Source organism: Natronoflexus pectinivorans (genome assembly GCF_004345615.1).
Lineage (GTDB): Bacteria > Bacteroidota > Bacteroidia > Bacteroidales > Marinilabiliaceae > Natronoflexus > Natronoflexus pectinivorans.
This window is the reverse complement of the sequence record NZ_SLWK01000001.1, coordinates 365,759-385,092: the sequence shown is the minus strand read 5'-3', so window position 1 is coordinate 385,092 and position 19,334 is coordinate 365,759. Positions and strand designations below refer to the sequence as shown.

Sequence of the window (19,334 nt, the reverse complement as noted above, 5' to 3'; positions counted from 1 at the left end):
TTGTTTCGAAAATCTTTTAATGATTGCAAAACCTTTATCCCCGCATCAGCGGCTGGATAAAGGTTTTGTTCGAAATTCACCTTTTAGTATTAGTATGGAATTATAATAGATTTTATTATTTAAATATTACAAGTATGAAAAGTTTTCTGAGTCTTTTTTTGGTTGTCTTCCTAATAGCAGGATGTAAATCCCAAACAAGTATAGGAGATGCAAAAGAAAGAGCTACAAACCCTGTTATATGGGCGGATGTGCCTGATGTAGCCATGGTGAGGGTAGGAGATGTTTACTACTCAGCAAGCACTACTATGCACATGAACCCGGGCTTGCCAATTATGAAATCATATGATTTAATAAATTGGGAAATTATAAGCTATGCTTATAACTCTCTTGTTGATAATGATGCGATGAACCTTGAAAATGATCAACGTTCATACGGAAGAGGCTCCTGGGCTCCAAGTATTCGGTATCATAATGGAATGTTTTATGCTTCAACTTTCTCTGCAACATCCGGGAAAACCCACATTTATACTACGCGAGACCCCGAGAATGAACCATGGAAAGAGATCTCATTTTCACCTGTCCTCCATGACCATTCACTGGTTTTCGATAACGGGAAAGTATATATGTTATATGGAGGTGGCGATGTTCGTATTGTAGAACTTAAGGACGATTTATCCGGGATTAAGCCAAATGGGATTAATAAAATAATTATTGCTGAGGCCGGAAAAGTTGTTGCAGAAGATTTAATGCTTCCTGCTGAAGGAACACAGCTTTATAAGCACGATGGAATGTACTACGTTTTTAATATAACGTGGCCTCGAAATGGTATGAGAACTGTTTTGGTACATCGTGCAAAAGAGATAACCGGGCCATACGAAGGACGCGTGTTATTAAGTGATAGGGGAATTGCTCAAGGATCCGTTATTGATACACCCGAGGGAGATTGGTATGCATATATGTTTCGTGATTTTGGGTCAGTGGGGCGTATACCGTACCTTATGCCAATGAGATGGGAAGATGGATGGCCGGTATTGGGAATTGACGGAGTCGTTCCTGATACTCTTGATCTACCTGCGAGCAGAGGTTTAATGCCGGGAATCGTTTCGTCAGATGATTTTAAACGGGGAGCAAACGACCCAGATCTGCCGCTGGTATGGCAATGGAATCATAATCCGGTAAACGAATTGTGGTCAGTAAGAGAGCGTGAAGGGTTTTTACGCTTAAGGACAGGAACCGTTGTTGATGAGTTGCAAAAGGCAAGAAATACACTTACCCAGCGTACTTTTGGCCCTGTAAGTTCAGCTTCTACTGTTATTGAAGTTGATAATATGAAAGAGGGCGATTTTGCAGGGTTAACCGCATTTCAGCGTATGTATGGCAAAGTGGGTGTAAAATATGAAAATGGAGTTAAAAGTGTTTTTATGATCAGCAACCAGGGTGATACTCTTGAAGAGATAGAAAGTTTTCCGCTGGATCAATCAACAGTGTATCTGAAAGTTGAATGCGATTTTAGAGACAGAGCCGATGTCGCCCGATTTTTTTACAGCCTAAATGGAAAAGACTGGGAACAAATAGGTAATGAGCTTAATATGCAATACACGTTGATGGAGCATTTCATGGGTTATCGTTTTGGTTTATTTAATTATGCAACCAAATCATCAGGAGGTTATGTTGATTTTGGTCATTATAAAATATCAGATAGCATTAGTTGGTAAGAGTTGCCATTAAGCATTAAGTTTAAGGAAGATTTTTAGCCATATTTTGAATTTGTCTTAATTGTTTAATATAAAATAAGAAAACGGATGAAACATTCAGTTAATTATTTAAAATTAGGTGCCTACATAAGCTTTGTGGCGCTGTTATTTTTATCTCAAATAACTTCTGCTCAAGGGCAGAATACGGTTAAAGTTACTATTGAACCTTCGCAGCAAGGGCCTGTAATTAATAGAAATATCTTTGGACATTTTGCCGAACATTTGGGATTTGGTATCTATGGAGGTATTTGGGTAGGTCCCGATTCAGATATCCCTAATACCAGAGGGATTAGAAATGATGTGGTTGAGGCTTTAAAAGAAATTAAAGTGCCAAATGTAAGGTGGCCGGGCGGTTGCTTTGCCGACAGGTATCATTGGCGCGAAGGGATTGGTACACCAGAGGAAAGAAGAAAAAGAATAAATGTGAGCTGGGGAGGAGCTGTTGAACCAAATACTTTTGGTTCACACGAGTTTTTTGACTTTTTAGCTCAGATTGGCTCTGATGCATTTGTTTCTGCCAATGTTGGATCAGGGTCTGTAAAGGACGCATCCGATTGGTTGGAATATCTAACTGCAACAGGGACTGCCCTTGGAGATGAAAGAGCACGTAATGGCAATCCTGAGCCATACGAAGTTCTTTTCTGGGGAATTGGTAATGAAACTTGGGGATGTGGAGGCCCCTTTACCCCAGAGGAATATATAACCGAACTTAAAAGACATTTAACTTTTACCAGCAATTACAATCCAAACGTAAACACTCAATTTGTAGCGGTTGGACCTGATTCATTTGACGAATATAGTTTTGGTTATACTGAGGCTATTATGGCGGCATGGGCAGACCGTACCTGGACCTGGGATCTGCAAGGCCTTGCTATTCATAACTACACTCGTGGTGGCTGGCCGGCGGAAATTCCTGCAACTGGATTTAATGAACTACAATACGCTGAAGTTCTTGAAGAAGCGCTTGGAATGGATCAGTATATTGCCAACAACAGGGCTATAATGGATAAATATGATCCCGACACGGAAGTTTCAATCCTGGTTTCAGAATGGGGTAGCTGGCTGGCACCTACTGAAGGTACAGAGCCTGGTTTCCTGATTCAGCAAAATTCGCAACGTGATGCTGTAATTGCTGCTTTGAATTTTAATATATTCACACGTCATGCTGAGAGAGTACATGGAGCCAATCTTGCGCAGATGGTCAACGTTTTGCAGTCAGTGATTCATACCGAGAATGAAAAAATGGTATTAACACCTACTTACCATGTATTTAGAATGTATGTACCTTTTCAGGATGCAACACGCCTTGCAATTAATTTCGATCCCGGAGTTTATAAGGTTGGAGATATCAGCCTTCCAAAGGTTGATGCCATCGCAGCAAAAGGAAAAGATGGTCAGATCTATGTTGCTATAACCAATATTGACCCTAATAATAGAGCAACCTTTGACCTTTCTCTGGACGGATATTCAATCAGAAACGTTAAAGGGGAAACACTTTATGCAAATGCGATTGATGCAGTTAATACCTTTGACAACCCCAATAACGTTAAGCCTAAAGAGATTAAAGCACAGGCTTCTCGTAACAAGGTTTCAGTTACAGTGCAACCTCAATCTGTGACAGTTCTTTCAATCACAACCAGAAATTAATATTTGAATACTATTGAAGCTGCTTATATAGATTATAGTATCTAATTAGCAGCTTCAATCTTCAACCAGCTTCAGTCTTGCCAGTAAAAATCCTAATGAAAATCTATTATGAAGGTATATATACTTACTTTGTTTTTACTTTTAAATATTCCACTTATAGCTCAGGACTATTCGAAAAAATGGGAGAATGTTAATTATGCCACTGATACCTTGTCATATCATAATATGGACATCTACCTTCCATCTGTGGAGAAAAGCAGTTACCCCGTTATAGTATACATTTATGGGAGTGCATGGTTGTCAAACAGTTCTAAGGGAGCTGATATGAATACAATAGGAAAATCTTTGCTGGATGCGGGGTTTGCAGTAGTCACCCCAAATCATCGTGCCAGTTGGAATGCTTTGTTTCCTGCTCAAATCCATGATGTTAAAGCAGTCATCAGGTACATCAGAGCCAATGCTGAGAAATACAGGTTGGATACTTCTTTTATAGGAATTAGTGGCAGTTCTTCAGGTGGTAACCTTGCTGCTATGGCAGGAGTTACCCGAAATGTCAAGAGTTTCACGCTTGAAGGTCAGGAGGTTGATTTGGAGGGAGAAGTTGGGAAATACCTTGATTTTTGCAGTTCGGTTGATGCTGTGGTTGCCTGGTTTCCTCCTACAAACATGTTGATAATGGATTCATGCGGTGGAACAGATTTTATTCATGATGATGTTAATTCACCTGCATCTCGTTATATAGGGGGGGCTATTCAGGAGAATCAAACTAAAACGCTGCTTGCCAGCCCCACTACTTATGCCTCGCCTAACTCACCTCCATTTCTTATTTTCCACGGAAACAACGACAGGGTTGTTCCACATTGTCAGAGCGAAGTCCTATATGAAGCCCTTAATGATGCTGGAGCTGATAGCGAATTAGTGATTGTTGAGAATGGAGGTCATGGGCCGGGTGTTCATGAAGAGGAATATATAAATATGATGGTAGACTTTTTTCTTCAGGCGTATAAGAACTGATGGATTGAGTTTTTACAGTGATCTCAGAAATTACATACTACAAGATAAAAGTTAAAGCATAAATTACCTATGGTAATTTATATATACTAACCGAGTGAATTGTGCTTTGAAAAAAGTCCTCAGGCTTCGGGAATTCTTCTCCTAAAGCATCTGGAGTAAATTAGAAACAAATTTTAACCACACCAAACTCGTCCCGAGGCTTCGGGACGAGTTCTCCCGAGTACTCGGGAGCAACTGAAAAACAAATTTTAGACAGATGAAACGAGCCATGAGAATCGTCAGATCGACGAAGTCAAAGATTTTCTCACACAGGCGAAGTACTGAGCCCAGTCGAAGTAAGAATGACTGGATTGGCGAGTTCTCCCGAGTACTCGGGCTTAAAAATTTGTAATTTATTAGAGTATATGAAAAAGATATATACTTTCATTTTAATGCCTGTTTTCATTATGTTTTTGAAGGCTGGCGGAATATCTGCACAAACGGCTACAATGGTGATTGATAATAGTGTCCAGCATCAAAAAATTACAGGCTTTGGAGGGTTTGTAAATGGACCACAATTTCAGTTCAACCACATGACCACAGCACAGATTCAACAATTATGGGGCGAAAATAGCCAAATGGGGTATAATATCATGCGGATTTACATCCCAGTGGGAGAAAGTAATTTTCATCAAGCTGTTCCCACTGCCCAACTAGCACAATCCTTAGGTATTAAGCTCTTTGCCAGTCCATGGACAATGCCCCCAGAATGGAAAACCAATAACCACATCAATGCAGTGCATAATGGAATTATCGGGGAACTTAAAGAAGAACACTACGAAGATTATGCAAACTACTTAAATAATTTCGTTGAATTGATGAGAGAGAATGGGGTGGAGTTAACCGCCATATCCATTCAAAACGAACCAGATTATTTGCCGGGTTATCATGGATGCCGTTTTACCCCAGAGCAAATGGCAAATTTCATCAGGGATTACGGTCATATCATTACCGCTCCTATCATGGCAGCAGAGGGAATTGGGATTACTGATGATTATGCAAATGCCATGTTGCCTGATGAGGTATTCGAAAATCTGGGCATCTTTGCAGGTCACCAGTATGGGCCTATCCAAACTGCACATAAAAAACTTCAGGAAAGAGGAATGGAAGTATGGCAATCTGAGTTTTTGATAAACTGGAATGCCGACTTACCATCGGACCGTAATTTTACTTGGTCAATTGATGCTTTTGATTTTGCAAAAGCTGTTAATACTGCACTTCTAAGCGATATTAATGCATGGGTTCATTATGCATCAAAACGGTATTATGGCATGATGGGTGATGGAACAAACGGAACACCTTATGGAGTGATTACAAAACGCGGTTATATTCTGAGCCATTATGCCCAATATACTACAGGAACCACACGCGTTGAAAGTTCATGGCGAGGTGGATCTGATGTTCTTGATGGGTCGGCCTATTTATCTGCTTCCGGTGATGAGGTAATTGTAAAAGTTATAAACCCTTCTGATAACCCTTATACTTTAACCATTGACTTACCATTTTTCACCAATTCGGCTACAAGTATAACTACCACCATCAATGCCAATATGGTAGAATCAACCATCGATATTCCGGAGGAGACTTTTAGACCAAGAATAGATATTGCTGCTTCAAGCTTCACCACGCTTATTTTCAGTATTGGTGATGATAGACCTGAGTCAGAGATGGAAGGCGCACAGATATTCCCGAATGCAATCGAAAACCAGTTTGTAACCAATCCTTCATTTGGAACCAATTACCAAATGAGTGGACAATCTTTTATTTTTGATAATGGGAATCATCTCATTAGCCCAAATACCAACAGCTCTAATGGTTATCTGCAATTGGATGACAGGTATAACAAACTTGTGTTTCATATCAAAGAGATATCTTCCCCTGCTACCTATACTTCTGCTAATACTACTTTGTATTACATTAATGGAAACGGGCAAGTACAATCTCATAATTACGGAACCATAAGTTTTAATCAGCAAGGAAATTACAATTGGGTGCTTGATATTTCTACCGATGTTTTAACCGATGGAATTACCGGCATTATTGGGCTTCGTAATGGAAACTGGACTTCAGTTCTCTCCATCACGTTTGGAGATGTATACTTTATGATTGGAGATGAGAAGATGTATAAGTTCTCCGGGCCATATAGTTCGGGTGATGGGTTCCTGTTGGATTGTCTTGAAGATATTTCAACAACTTCAATTGACTTTTCAGAAGTCACGGGAATACCTTCTGGTACAGATTGGCATTCCATGTCAGTAAATAAAAATGCAGTGTATTATATTGAAGAGGAACAAGCTGTAATTGGTGCAAATCTTATTTCTGATAACATTTGTGAGGAATTAATCTTGTCAGATGTTGGTGGAAGCTTTTATATTCAAGAAGATATTACTGCAGGTTCTGCATCTTATACCTTACAGCTTAATGGGTATAGAGTTATGACTTTACCTTTTGATGCCAGCATTCCTGAAGATATAGGGGTATATTCTCTGGAATATGAATCTGGACATATTTATGGATATCGTATTGAAAATGGAGGAATCTATGCGAACACACCCGTCCTGATAGTTGGCAACGGAACTTTTACATTCAATGGAAATGGCTTGGTGTCAACGCAACAGGAGAGCTTAGTTGATGATATGACAAACGTTTATGTTTCTCATAAGGCTCCGAAAAACAGCTATGTGCTCAAAAACGTTGGCGGTATTTACTCCTTTCATCGGGTGGAGAGTGGAGAACAAACTTACATAATGCCGTTCAGTGCCTATTTTGATTTTGATGGATCTGTTACTGCTGTTAATCTGCCTCTTATACTGGATGACGTCTCAAACATTAATGCTATTCCTGAATTCCAGAATGAAAATGATGGCGACAATGTGTATTATGACTTATTGGGACGTCCTGTAAGATATCCACAGAAGGGTGTGATTTATATCAAGAACGGGAAAAAAGTGATTTATCAATAAGCTCTTGATGCGTCAATCAAAGTATCTGTGTTCTTGATCATCGCAAAATCATACCCCAAATAAAGGTTCAATACTTATATAGAATTATGATGAGATCAGAATTATATTAAATTATCAAAAATAGTATTTATGAAAAAAGAAACGATGGTTATGTGGATGAGGTATATGCTCTTATCGCTGTTTATACCTTTAATTATGTTCTCTTGTGCACAAGTAAGAGATTCGGGGATTGCAAGTTCTAATGATAAAGCAACCTTCCGGGTTGCAGGTAATCCTTATTTACCTTTATGGGAACATCTTCCGGATGGAGAGCCACGAGTATTCGAAGATCCTGATAATCCAGGTAAGTATAGATATTACATCATTGGTTCTCACGATGTAAGATATACCAGCTACTGTGGACCCGACATAAGAGCCTGGTCGGCTCCTGTGGAAGATTTGTCAAGCTGGCGTGACGAAGGGCCTATTTTTACTTATCATGTCGATGATCAATGGGATGTGATGTATGCACCGGATCTTGTTGAAGTAGTTAGAAGGGATGGAACCAAGGAGTACTACCTTTATCCTCACAGTCGTGGTCCCGGTAGGGAAGCAATGGTGGCAAAAGGATATCGTCCTGATGGCCCATTCACCCCCATTAACATGACCGAAGATGGCCGAAACACTCTGCCAGGCAGCGTCATGGGATTTGACCCATCTGTATATATTGAATATATTACAGATCCCAACGACCCCGATTATGAAATTGGTTTCAGAGCCTACGGTTATTGGGGTTTTCAACGTTCGTTAGCAGCAGAGCTAGATCAGAACACAATGTACTCTGTAAGGCCCGGTACTGAAGTGATTGACCGTTTTATTCCAGCCAGTTTCCGTTATGGGGTTATTCGTGATCCGGAAGGAACCGAATATCCATATGTATATCCCGGAGAAGATTTGGGCTCATTCAATTTTTTCGAAGCGGCATCAATTCGCAGGGTTGGTAATAAATATGTATGGGTTTTTAGTGGTTATTCCGGCCCCGATTATGGAGTGAGCAGCACCAACTCCACACTCCGTTACGCATACGGAGACTCACCTCTTGGGCCATGGAGAAGCGGAGGAGTTCTTGTGGATTCGCGTGCTCCTGTACTAAATGAAGATGGTTCTGCACTTCAAACAAGTTATTCAGGACACAATACCCATGGAAGTATTGAACTGATTAATGACCAGTGGTATGCTTTTTACCACAGAGCTCCAAGAAGTTTTGGAAATGCCCGCCAGCCAATGGTTGCACCTATTATTATTGAGTGGGATGAAAAACCTGTGGCTGATGGAGGAAAAGTAACCATCAGGGCATACGATCCCTATGCAGAAGGTAAAATTTGGACAGCAAAGGATAGCCGGGGTATGGAATACACTGGAGCTGAGGTAACTTCGGAAGGTTTTCATATATACGGATTAGATCCGTATAACTATTACTCGGCAGGTTATGCTTGCTATTTGTCAAACCTGGGAAGCCAGCAGGATAGCTGGGATATTTGGGATAATAACATGCCCATTGGTGAAGTTCTTAATGGTGATATAATTGGGTATAAATACTTTGGTTTTGGTGGTTTGGATGTAGACAAAAAGGGTTTAAAGGCTTTTGAAGGCAGCAAACCTGGGAATAATACAGCTTTTAATCTATTTCTGACTCCAAAAACAGACCAGGCATTTAAAGTAAATGTTTGGCTAGACGGACCATGGGATAACGATGCCTGGAATGGAACAAAAATCGGAGAGATCCTAGTGCCAGCCAATTCAGCAAAGGAAACCAATAAATACACAATAGATGTATCTGATTTTGTAGATCATTTAGAGAAAAAGCATGCCATCTTCCTTGTGGCAGAAGGTGCGGATAACGAAGGCCTTTTTGATTTAATCGGGCTGGGTTTCAGCTCTGACCAAAAAGAGATTGTTCGCCCAATTGCTCCCACTGTCAACATTCAAGTTAATGGCAATGAGGTAGAAATTCCTGCCACGCCGGTAAGATCAACCAATGAAAACGGTATTGTTGATTATACCCTTTATCAAGCCAGCTATACTTTCCCAGCAGGAACAAATGATACTCCTAATGTAACTGCGTCAGCCAGTAATTCTGCTGTTAAAGTGGACATAAAGCAGGCTGATTCAATTGATGGAATAGCAGTGGTTAATTTTGATTACAATGGCATTGTGAAAACATACAACGTTGTGTTTGAATCTGAGTAGAATTTGTTTTTAAAAACCTATGTTTAGGTTTTTGCCATTATTATCTCATTTAAAAGAACAAGCTATCCCTTATTTAATTATCAGGGGTAGCTTGTTGCTTTTTATTCTATGAGGATTTTATCTCTATATAATTTGTTTTTCAATAGAGCCCGATGCTTTGGGAGAACAGGTCTCGAAGCCTAAGGTCTCGTTTCATCATGTTGCATTCTGAAACAGATGTCATGTAAATTTGATACAAATATCCTGTTTGAAGAGTTTGTAGAATCTTTTAATTTGTGTTTTAGGTTCTATGGTAATTTTAAAATTGATGATATTAATTTAAATCCTATAATTATGGGTACTAACAGACGCGATTTTATAAGAAATGTTTCATTAGGCGCCGCCGGTTTGGCAATGAGCGGGTCATTAATGGGTATGATCTCTTCTAAACGTGCAAGCGCAAACGAAAGAGTAAACCTTGCTTGCTGTGGAATCGGAAACCAAGGGGCTGCAGACATTATGGCCTTGTACAATACAGGACAGTGTAACATTGTTGCGCTTTGCGATACCGATATGGGAGCCCGTCATACCACACGTATGATGGAGCAATTTCCTAATGCTCCACGCTTTCAGGACTTCAGAGTGATGTTTGATAAAATGGCCAACCAAATTGATGCTGTCCTCATAGCCACCCCTGATCACTCGCACTTCCCAATTACCATGCTTGCAATGTCATTAGGGAAGGCTGTATTTGTAGAAAAACCACTAGCCAGAACCTTTCATGAGGTGGAGCTAATGATGCAGGCTGCTCTTAGGTATGGCGTTGTCACACAAATGGGAAACCAGGGGCATTCCGGAGCCAATTATTTCCAATTTAAAGCTTGGGTGGAAGCTGGGATAATTAAGGATGTTACGCATATTAATGCCCATATGAACAACCCTCGTCGTTGGCATGGATGGGACACCAGTATTACAAAATTTCCTTCAGGCGATCCTATTCCTTCAACTTTAGACTGGGATGGATGGGTCGCTGCAGCAGAGATGAGAGATTTCCACCGTGATTTTGTAAATGGTCAATGGCGTTGCTGGTATGACTTTGGATTGGGTGCTTTAGGAGATTGGGGTGCTCACATTATTGATACGGCTCACAGATTCCTTGATTTGGGATTACCTTATGAAATAAATCCCATAAAGCTTGATGGGCATAATAGCTTTTTCTTCCCTCAGGCATCTACCATCGATTTCAAATTTCCAGAGAGAGGTAACATGCCAGCTTGTAATATCACATGGTACGATGGTATCGATAATTTTCCACCTCTACCGGATGGACTTGGAAATGTAGAATTAGATCCAGACATTCCGCCACCAAGCGATGGCGCTATTCAACCTATTTCATTAAATCCCGGTAAAGAGATCTACAGTAAAGACCTGGTATTTGCCGGTGGTACTCATGCGAGCACTTTGTCTATCATACCAGAGGAGAAAGCAAGAGAAATGCAAAGCAAACTTCCTGATGTTCCGCGAAGCCCGTCAGATCATTACGCAAATTTCCTGTTAGCAGTAAAAGGGCAGGAAGAAGCCCGTTCTCCATTCGAGATTTCAGGGCCTTTAAGTCAGGTTTTTAGTTTAGGCGTCATGGCTCAGTTTCTGAATAAAAAATTGGTTTTTGACAGAGAAACGAAACAAATAACCAATAGTAAACTGGGTAATGAATTATTGGTTGGAACTCCACCGCGTAAAGGATGGGAAGAATTTTACAAATTGTAATCCTCCTCTTTTTGAGGTTGTTCTTTTCTTCGTCTTTACCGAAGAAAAGAGATGATATAGATATTCATTTCTAAATTATTTAAATTATGATCAAGTTGTTTATGTTTTTCGCTGTTTCACTGATGCTGACTGTTGTTTATGGTCAGGATCCCAGGGAAACCGAGGATTGGTCGCGCGAACCCGAAACGGTGATTCCGGGGCGATTCAATATGCCCCCCTCAGATGCTAAAGTTTTATTGGGTTCTTCAATTGACATGGTGCAATGGGAGCATCGCAATGGCGATCCTGTTCGTTGGGAAATGAAAGACGGAGTACTGACTGTTATTCCTGGAACTGGGGATATTCTATCCAAGGCCCGTTTTGGAGATGTACAACTTCATGTTGAGTGGCGTACTCCGGAAGTCGTAACCGGTAGTGGCCAGGGGCGTGGAAATAGTGGTGTTTTTCTTATGGATAGGTATGAAGTGCAGGTGCTTGATTCATGGGAAAATGAGACCCATTATAATGGACAGGCTGCAAGTATATATAAACAGCATATTCCTTTGGTTAATGCCTCTTTGCCTCCCGGTGAATGGCAAACGTATGATATCTTCTTTACAGCTCCTCGCTTTAACGAAGATGGATCTTTAAAATCTCCTGCCTACGTTACTGTATTGCATAACGGTATTTTGGTGCAAAACCATGTGGAACTGCTAGGTCCCACCAGATACATAGGTTTTCCCGAGTATGAGAAGCATGATGAAAAAATGCCCATCCGGCTTCAAAACCATGGAGATTCTGTTAGCTTTAGAAATATTTGGGTAAGAGAAATAGATTTGTTTAATGATTGAATGACAATCTTAGCTTTTCTGTAATGTTAAAAATAAGAGACAGCCATACGGCTGTCTCTTATTTTTTTGATTAAACATATTAATACATCCAAATCAATTTCTTCGCTTTGAAAGTAAACTTGTTCATGTCAGATATGCTTTCTCTTTCTACAGGCGCATTGCTGGGTGGTTGTCAATCAAACAACCTATCATTTCAATCAAACTTACATTCATATCAGATCGTTAGACTTTTAGAATTGGAGATATAAGATAAAATCAACTGGCAGGTTTTAAGGGATTTGCGAAACAAAGAGATAGGTTTATCTATTTAGTAATCAATGAAATAAAAAGGAGCCTCAAACTAATGCTTCACTATTTATTGATTTAATCTTTTATCTTCCCACTGTAAATAAGACTTCATTTTCTCGATCACTGATTGCATATATTCATAAAATACACTAAAAGACAGTTTTATCTTGGCTGATAAGAGGCTTTACTTGTCGAATTTATCTGAGAGTAAATATGGATTATCTAATTTCAAAAAGAGTTGATTTTGTTTTAGACTAATTTCACTGCCAGTTTTATTAATAAAAACAATTATGAAAAAATGTTTACTTCGAATTGCTTTATTAGCTGTTCTAATTATGGTTGGCAATCAAGCTTTGGCTTGGGTTGGAATGCCAACTCCAGGGCTTCATGTTGATGGCAGATATTTAAAAGATCCACATGGTAATATTGTGAATCTTCATGGTGTTGGAATTACCCCTAGTCCATGGTTCAACGGTGGCCATGTTGGGGAATGGCGCTGGCATGACTTCGATGTTGAAGGGGCCCTGGCTTACAATAACTCTGTAATTGATGTTTTAAGTGATCCTTCGAAGGGATGGTATATGAGCTATATCAGGTTGCATATGGATCCTCACTGGACTAATGCTCCGGGATGTACCCCCGACGCACATGAGCTTCCCAACTGTTTTGATGTTGACAGGTTTATAAAGTATCTTGATGAGGTATATATTCCATTAGCTGAACACGCTATTTCTCGAGGATTGTATGTCGTAATGCGTCCTCCGGGTGTTTCTCCTCACGTGATAGGAGTTGAAGATGAATACAATTATGCAGAATACTTGATGACAGTGTGGGATATTGTATCAAGCCATCCTTGGATTCAGAAGCAAGAGGAGATTATGTTTGAATTGGCCAATGAGCCAGTACAAATTCGTCTTGCAGACGGCTCTGTAGGTGCCAATACACAACCACACTTTGATGTATTGGTTGAAATATTTCAACCAATTGTGGACAGAATCCGTGAGAATGGATTTCATAATGTACTTTGGATTCCAGGTTCTGGTTATCAGTCCCACTATAAGGGTTTTGCAGTAAATCCTATCCAGGGAGACAATATTGGTTATGCTGTCCACATCTATCCCGGATATTGGGGTGGTGTTAGAAATTATGAGAGGTTCAGACAGGCTTGGGATGAAAATGTGAAACCTGTTGCAGATTTTGCACCCATTATTATTACAGAAATTGATTGGGCTCCTGATGGAGTTGGTGCCTGGGGAGATGGAATAACTGGTGTTGCTGGAGGTGAAGGATTTGGCGCAAACTTTAAGAAAATAACAGATGAATCTGGTAATGTGAGTTGGAATTTATTGATGGTTGAAAACCTTCTGGAAAGAGGTGACCCTGATGGTGGAATTGCATACGGAGGAAATCCAGAAGCATGCGGTTACCCAACTTTCCATTGGTGGCAAGAGTATGCCGGATATGAGTATCCACGGCCACATTTCGAAAACAGATCAATCAGCGACAATGGTAACGGAACTTTTAGAAACCCTGTAATTCATGGTGATTTTCCAAATGCTGATGTAATACTTGTAGATGATAAGTATTATATGCTGAGTTCTTCAAAAAACATCCTAGGTGGATTATCGTTGTTAAAATCAAAAGATTTAGTGAATTGGGAATATGCCGTTAATCCTTTACAAAGAGCCGAGTCTGCGCATGGTGAAGGTTTTTATAGCGATTTAATTCCCAATGGACTTTCCAGAATTAGTTTTCATGAAGGAGTGTTTTATATTGTTTTTAATACACACAACAATACATATGTTCTTTCATCTGAAAATCCGGAAGGTATATGGTCTATAGATGAGCTTGACACCTATTATGATAATCCGGTATTGATGTTTGCCGATGGCAAGAAATATATGATTCATGGGGCTGGTGATATAATGCTTAGAGAGCTAAACGAGGACTTTGAAGCCGTAGGTAGCAATGAGGTAATCATTGGTTTTAGAGATTATGACTTTTATGGAACTCGTGCCTATGTGTTTGATGGTCAATATTTCATTACATCTGGTAATGTGTCAACAGGCAGTCAAATTGTATTTCGTGCAGATGAATTAACAGGCCCTTATGAAGAGTCAGTGCTTCTTGATCATGCTTTGATTAATAGTGTTGCAATTGTTAAGACCCAAACAGGACAATGGTGGTCCCTCCTTTCTTACAATCACGAAGAACTTGGGCAACTGCCGTCATTGTATCGATTAGAATGGGATGATGGATGGCCCTCGGTGAGAATCGTAAGTGACATCATGGGAAATATGCAGAAGCCAAATGTTGGAATGAGTTTCTTCCCTACGGCTCTGTCAACCAATGATAATTTCCGGTATTATCAGTTAGGAGCTCAATGGAATTGGTATAACAACGTTAATCATTCAAATTGGTCGTTGTTTGAACGACCCGGTTATCTGCGAATTCATACAGGAAATGTAGTTGATAATATCGGCAATGCTGAGAACGTGCTCACGCAGAGGGTGCTAGGGTTTAAAGATAATGATAAGTCTTACGCCACCATTAGAATGGATATAAGCGAAATGTTGGAGGGTGATGTTGCAGGTCTATCTATTCTACAAAATCCGTATGCATTCATTGGAGTTATGGTTGAAAATGATGAGCCCAAAATTATCTATAACAATAATGGAACAATTGATATAGGTTCGGAAATCTCAGAGGCCTACATATATTTACGCATAATCGTTAACCGGGATGTGAAGAAGGCTGCTTTCTATTACAGTTTAGATAATGAGGATTACATGCCCTTCGGGATTGATTTTGAACTAGGTTTTGATGAAAATTTATCTTTCGCAAATCGTTTTGCCATATTCAATTATGCAACCATTGAAGAGGGTGGATTTGTTGATATAGATTGGTTTTCAACAGAAGAGGCCTTCGACGAAGATATGTTTTACGATCCCAATTTTGTAGGTTATACTGAGGATCAGTTAATTCTTGAATCTTTATCCGTTGAGAGTTCAAATATCACGATGATGACGGGTAGCAGCAAAGCACTCAATGTTAATGCGCTATACAGGGATGGCAGAGTTGAAAACGTAGCGAGACGTGCAGATATCCAAAATTCGGCTCCGGACGTAGTTAGAATTGTTAATGGACAAATAGTTGCCCTTAAAGATGGATTTGCAAACATTTCTGTCACCTTTTCAGGAGAATTGGCGGGCACTGAAACCATTCAATTTGATATAAATGTTACAACCTTCCCATTAACCAATGAGCTCTTTAATCCTTCTATATGGGAGGATGGTACATTCAACGAGGAAACAGGTGCCTTAATTACCGGGCCATGGGGCTTTGGAGGCTGGACATATGATCAAGGGCTCGATCTGTCAGATTATAAGTATCTAGTCGTTAAGTTAAAACAACCAACATCAGGAGGTGCCTCCTTCCGTATTTTTAATGAAACGAGTTATTGGAGTACGCCATTTGCTTATGAAGTCGGATCAGCAACTGAGTTTGTAGTGCCATTGCAACATATGTATAAAGTTGTAGATGGGCAACAAGTAAAATTAGATCCTAAAGCTCTTTATATTATCGGTTTTTGGTCGCATGGGGGAATTCCTATTTATATCGATGATGTTTTTGTGTCAAATTCTGATGAATATTATGTTGACATTCCAAATAGTATATCTGAAATGGATAAACCGGTTTTGAGTGATGATGACATTGTAGATGTTTACTCAATAAGTGGTGTTCTAATTCGCTCTTCTATATATAGAAGAGACGCTGTAAATGGGCTGCCAGGTGGTATTTATATCATCGGAAATGCACAAAAAGGGTATCAAAGGGAACTGGTGAATAGTAATAGATTTTGAATTGTGTTGTAAATTTAGGTGCACAGATTATTTAATTTTAAAATTTATATAGAGATGAAGAAAAGTCAAATCAATTATTTTGGAAAATGGCCAATGGTTTTTTTGTCCGTTTTTATGATGATTTATTCTTTTAGTGCAGTGGAAGCGCAAAGAAGAGCAAACAGAAATGCTCCCGTTTTTTCTGAATTTGTGTATCAGGGAGATGATCAGGTTTACCGGGATTATCCTTTAGAAGACGATGAATTCTATAGCCCAATTTTGCAGGGATGCTACCCAGATCCCGCTATTGTTAAAAGAGGAGATGATTATTTTATGGTTCATTCATCTTTCTCTATGTGGCCAGGTGTGCCTATTTTTCATTCCAATGATTTAGTGAATTGGACTCAGATTGGTCATGTGTTGGACAGACCTTCACAGCTTAAGGTGGTTGATTCCGGAATTAGTGCCGGTATTTTTGCCCCCGCTATCAAGTATAATGAGCATAATGAGACTTTTTACATGATAACTACCCAGTTTGCAGGAGGCATTGGCAACATGGTTGTAACCACAAAAGATCCATTCAAAGGATGGAGTGATCCTTACAGATTAAACTTTAACGGAATTGATCCATCATTATTCTTTGATGAGGATGGTAAAGCATACGTTGTGCACAACGATGCTCCAGACCCAGGAAAAGAGCTTTATGAGGGACACAGGGTCATCAAAATTTGGGACTTCTGCTTAGAAGAAAACCAGGTTATTGAGGGGACCGATAAGATCATTGTTGACGGTGGAGTTGACATCACTAAAAATCCTATCTGGATTGAAATGCCCCACATTTATAAAAAGTATGATAGATACTATCTATCATGTGCTGAAGGTGGAACTGGAGGTTGGCATAGTCAAGTTGTTTTTGTGAGCGACAATCCAAGAGGGCCTTACACTCCTGCACCGGGCAACCCAATTATGACTCAGCGTTACCTGAATCCTAACAGGGCTAATAGAGTTGAGTGGGCAGGTCATGCTGATATAGTAGAAGGGCCTGATGGAGAGTACTACGCAGTTTTCTTAGCAATTCGTCCTAATGAAAAAAACAGAGTAAACATGGGACGTGAAACTTTTATTCTTCCTGTTGATTGGAGTGGAGAATGGCCTGTTTTTGTAAACGGTTTAGTGCCATTTGAGCCAAAACTTAAAATGCCTGAGGGAGTAGTAAACAGAACTGGAGAAGATGGATTCGTTCCTAATGGTAATTTTACCATAAACGAGGATTTCTCTGCTGAAAATCTTGATTTTAGATGGATCGGAATGAGAGGGCCACGTGAAGCGTTCATCAACAGAACCAGAAATGGACTTCAGATTACTCCATTTGAGAACAACATCAAAGCAATGGCTCCTGTTTCCAGCTTGTTCATCAGGCAAATGCATAACACTTTCACTGCAACCACTACGATGAGCTACACTCCAAGATCTGAGAGTGATTTGGCAGGAATTGTATGTTATCAGAACGAAGGTTTCAATTATGTGTTTGGTGTTACAAGAAAAGGTAACGACACTTATCTTTTACTTGAGAGAACTGAAAGAGGTGAGTCAACCATTTTGGCCAGCACAAAAATTGATGTTCGTAATCCAATCCATCTGCAAATTAGAGCAGAAGGCGATGATTACAGATTTAATTATTCATTGGATGGAACCAATTTTACGAATTTGGGAGGAACTGTATCAGGAGATATTCTATCAACCAATGTGGCTGGAGGTTTTACCGGAAACCTAATTGGTCTTTATACAACTTCTGGAAATGATGCACAACCTGAATAAATTAAACAGTTGATATAAAGAGATAACAAGTCACCATAAATCTAACAAGAACTGGTGAAATTTTGGTCTGTAAATACCTCCTGGCATTGCCAGGAGGTATTTTTTTATTTGTTCAGCTTAAATTTTATATCTAATTTGCACATAAAGATTATTTTTTACATTTATAAAGTATCTCCATTTAATTTAAACATTGTGCTTAGTCTTTGTTTACGAACACTATATCCTAAAATGTTATGATTAATATTTTTACATCTATGAAAAAACATCTTCTTTTAATTTCCATTTTTGTTTATATCTCTGTCATTGTTAATTCTCAGAGTTTTATTGAAAGAGCCCCTGAAGGCTTTGATCTCCCTCAAACCGGGGTTTTAGCCGGAAAAATAGACACGATAGCCTATGAGTCAAACACTGTAGGAACAACTCGAAACGCTTTGCTCTATACTCCTCCTTGTTTTAATCTCGAGACTCAGTATCCGGTGTTATATTTGTTTCATGGAATAGGTGGTGATGAGTTTGAGTGGTATGTCAATGGTTCGCCTAATTTGATCTTTGATAATCTCATAGCCGAGGGGAAAATGAAACCCATGATTGTTGTTTTGCCTAACGGAAGAGCAATGAAGAATGATAGGGCAGAAGGCAATATTTTCGAAAGGGACAAGGTAGAGGCCTTTTCAACATTCGAACAAGACTTACTTAATGATTTAATCCCGCATATAGAGGCTAACTATCCGGTAATTAAGGAGCGTAAGCATAGAGCCATTGCCGGATTATCCATGGGTGGAGGGCAAGCGCTTAATTTTGGGTTGGGTAATATGAACCACTTTGCCTGGGTTGGTGGTTTCTCTTCTGCTCCAAATACAAAGGCGCCATCTGAACTAATTCCAAACCCTTCAATAGTTAATGAAAAATTAGAACTGCTGTATATATCATGTGGCGATCAGGATGCACTTTTACATGTTACCGTCAGAACTCATGAATTTCTAGACTCAAATAACATTCTACACATATATCGATTAATACCTAATGGTCATCATGATTTTGTTGTATGGAAGGATGACCTTTATCATTTTGTTCAATTGCTTTTTTAGCCTGTTGATTATAGTTGTTACAACTAAATTTCTAAATATTGTTCTAATTGATGGCATATTTAGTCTGTCTTATAGG

General features: G+C 39.5%; 10 protein-coding genes. All 10 read left to right on the top strand.

Features of this window, described 5'->3' with window-relative positions; genetic code table 11:
• The first annotated feature begins 134 nt into the window (after positions 1 to 134).
• The 10 genes from EV194_RS01415 (at position 135) to EV194_RS01370 (ending at position 19,258) form a co-directional block, all read left to right on the top strand.
• Positions 135 to 1,715, top strand: a complete 1,581-nt coding sequence (locus tag EV194_RS01415; RefSeq protein ID WP_132431343.1) for a glycoside hydrolase family 43 protein — start codon at positions 135 to 137, stop codon at positions 1,713 to 1,715.
• Between the two features lie 87 nt (positions 1,716 to 1,802).
• Positions 1,803 to 3,401: an alpha-N-arabinofuranosidase gene (locus EV194_RS01410; protein WP_132431341.1), complete on the top strand. Its 1,599-nt coding sequence runs from the start codon at positions 1,803 to 1,805 to the stop codon at positions 3,399 to 3,401.
• 108 nt (positions 3,402 to 3,509) lie between these two features.
• A complete protein-coding gene (locus tag EV194_RS01405) occupies positions 3,510 to 4,415 on the top strand; it encodes an alpha/beta hydrolase (protein WP_132431339.1) in 906 nt (301 codons plus the stop codon).
• 404 nt (positions 4,416 to 4,819) lie between these two features.
• On the top strand, positions 4,820 to 7,417 hold the full coding sequence (locus tag EV194_RS01400; RefSeq protein WP_165921774.1) for a glycoside hydrolase: 2,598 nt from the start codon (positions 4,820 to 4,822) through the stop codon (positions 7,415 to 7,417).
• A gap of 129 nt (positions 7,418 to 7,546) precedes the next feature.
• The gene (locus EV194_RS01395; RefSeq protein WP_243699295.1) at positions 7,547 to 9,646 is read left to right on the top strand and encodes a hypothetical protein; all 2,100 of its coding nucleotides are present in this window, start codon (positions 7,547 to 7,549) and stop codon (positions 9,644 to 9,646) included.
• Between the two features lie 333 nt (positions 9,647 to 9,979).
• Positions 9,980 to 11,392 (top strand): Gfo/Idh/MocA family protein, encoded by a 1,413-nt coding sequence (locus EV194_RS01390; protein WP_132431335.1) that lies wholly within the window; start codon positions 9,980 to 9,982, stop codon positions 11,390 to 11,392.
• An 86-nt stretch (positions 11,393 to 11,478) separates the two neighbouring features.
• Positions 11,479 to 12,222 carry a 3-keto-disaccharide hydrolase gene (locus EV194_RS01385; RefSeq protein WP_132431333.1) on the top strand — a complete coding sequence of 248 codons (744 nt, stop codon included), beginning with the start codon at positions 11,479 to 11,481 and terminating at the stop codon, positions 12,220 to 12,222.
• Positions 12,223 to 12,800: 578 nt separating this feature from the next.
• Positions 12,801 to 16,373, top strand: a complete 3,573-nt coding sequence (locus EV194_RS01380) for a family 43 glycosylhydrolase (RefSeq protein ID WP_132431331.1) — start codon at positions 12,801 to 12,803, stop codon at positions 16,371 to 16,373.
• Positions 16,374 to 16,427: 54 nt separating this feature from the next.
• A complete protein-coding gene (locus EV194_RS01375) occupies positions 16,428 to 18,170 on the top strand; it encodes a glycoside hydrolase family 43 protein (RefSeq protein ID WP_132431329.1) in 1,743 nt (580 codons plus the stop codon).
• A 254-nt stretch (positions 18,171 to 18,424) separates the two neighbouring features.
• Positions 18,425 to 19,258: an alpha/beta hydrolase gene (locus EV194_RS01370; RefSeq protein ID WP_132431327.1), complete on the top strand. Its 834-nt coding sequence runs from the start codon at positions 18,425 to 18,427 to the stop codon at positions 19,256 to 19,258.
• Positions 19,259 to 19,334: the final 76 nt, after the last annotated feature.

Coding starts and splice junctions, on each gene's coding strand:
- EV194_RS01380 (WP_132431331.1), top strand. CDS start 12,801: ATGAAAAAATGTTTACTTCGAATTGCTTTATTAGCTGTTCTAATTATG.
- EV194_RS01415 (WP_132431343.1), top strand. CDS start 135: ATGAAAAGTTTTCTGAGTCTTTTTTTGGTTGTCTTCCTAATAGCAGGA.
- EV194_RS01395 (WP_243699295.1), top strand. CDS start 7,547: ATGAAAAAAGAAACGATGGTTATGTGGATGAGGTATATGCTCTTATCG.
- EV194_RS01370 (WP_132431327.1), top strand. CDS start 18,425: ATGAAAAAACATCTTCTTTTAATTTCCATTTTTGTTTATATCTCTGTC.
- EV194_RS01385 (WP_132431333.1), top strand. CDS start 11,479: ATGATCAAGTTGTTTATGTTTTTCGCTGTTTCACTGATGCTGACTGTT.
- EV194_RS01410 (WP_132431341.1), top strand. CDS start 1,803: ATGAAACATTCAGTTAATTATTTAAAATTAGGTGCCTACATAAGCTTT.
- EV194_RS01390 (WP_132431335.1), top strand. CDS start 9,980: ATGGGTACTAACAGACGCGATTTTATAAGAAATGTTTCATTAGGCGCC.
- EV194_RS01400 (WP_165921774.1), top strand. CDS start 4,820: ATGAAAAAGATATATACTTTCATTTTAATGCCTGTTTTCATTATGTTT.
- EV194_RS01405 (WP_132431339.1), top strand. CDS start 3,510: ATGAAGGTATATATACTTACTTTGTTTTTACTTTTAAATATTCCACTT.
- EV194_RS01375 (WP_132431329.1), top strand. CDS start 16,428: ATGAAGAAAAGTCAAATCAATTATTTTGGAAAATGGCCAATGGTTTTT.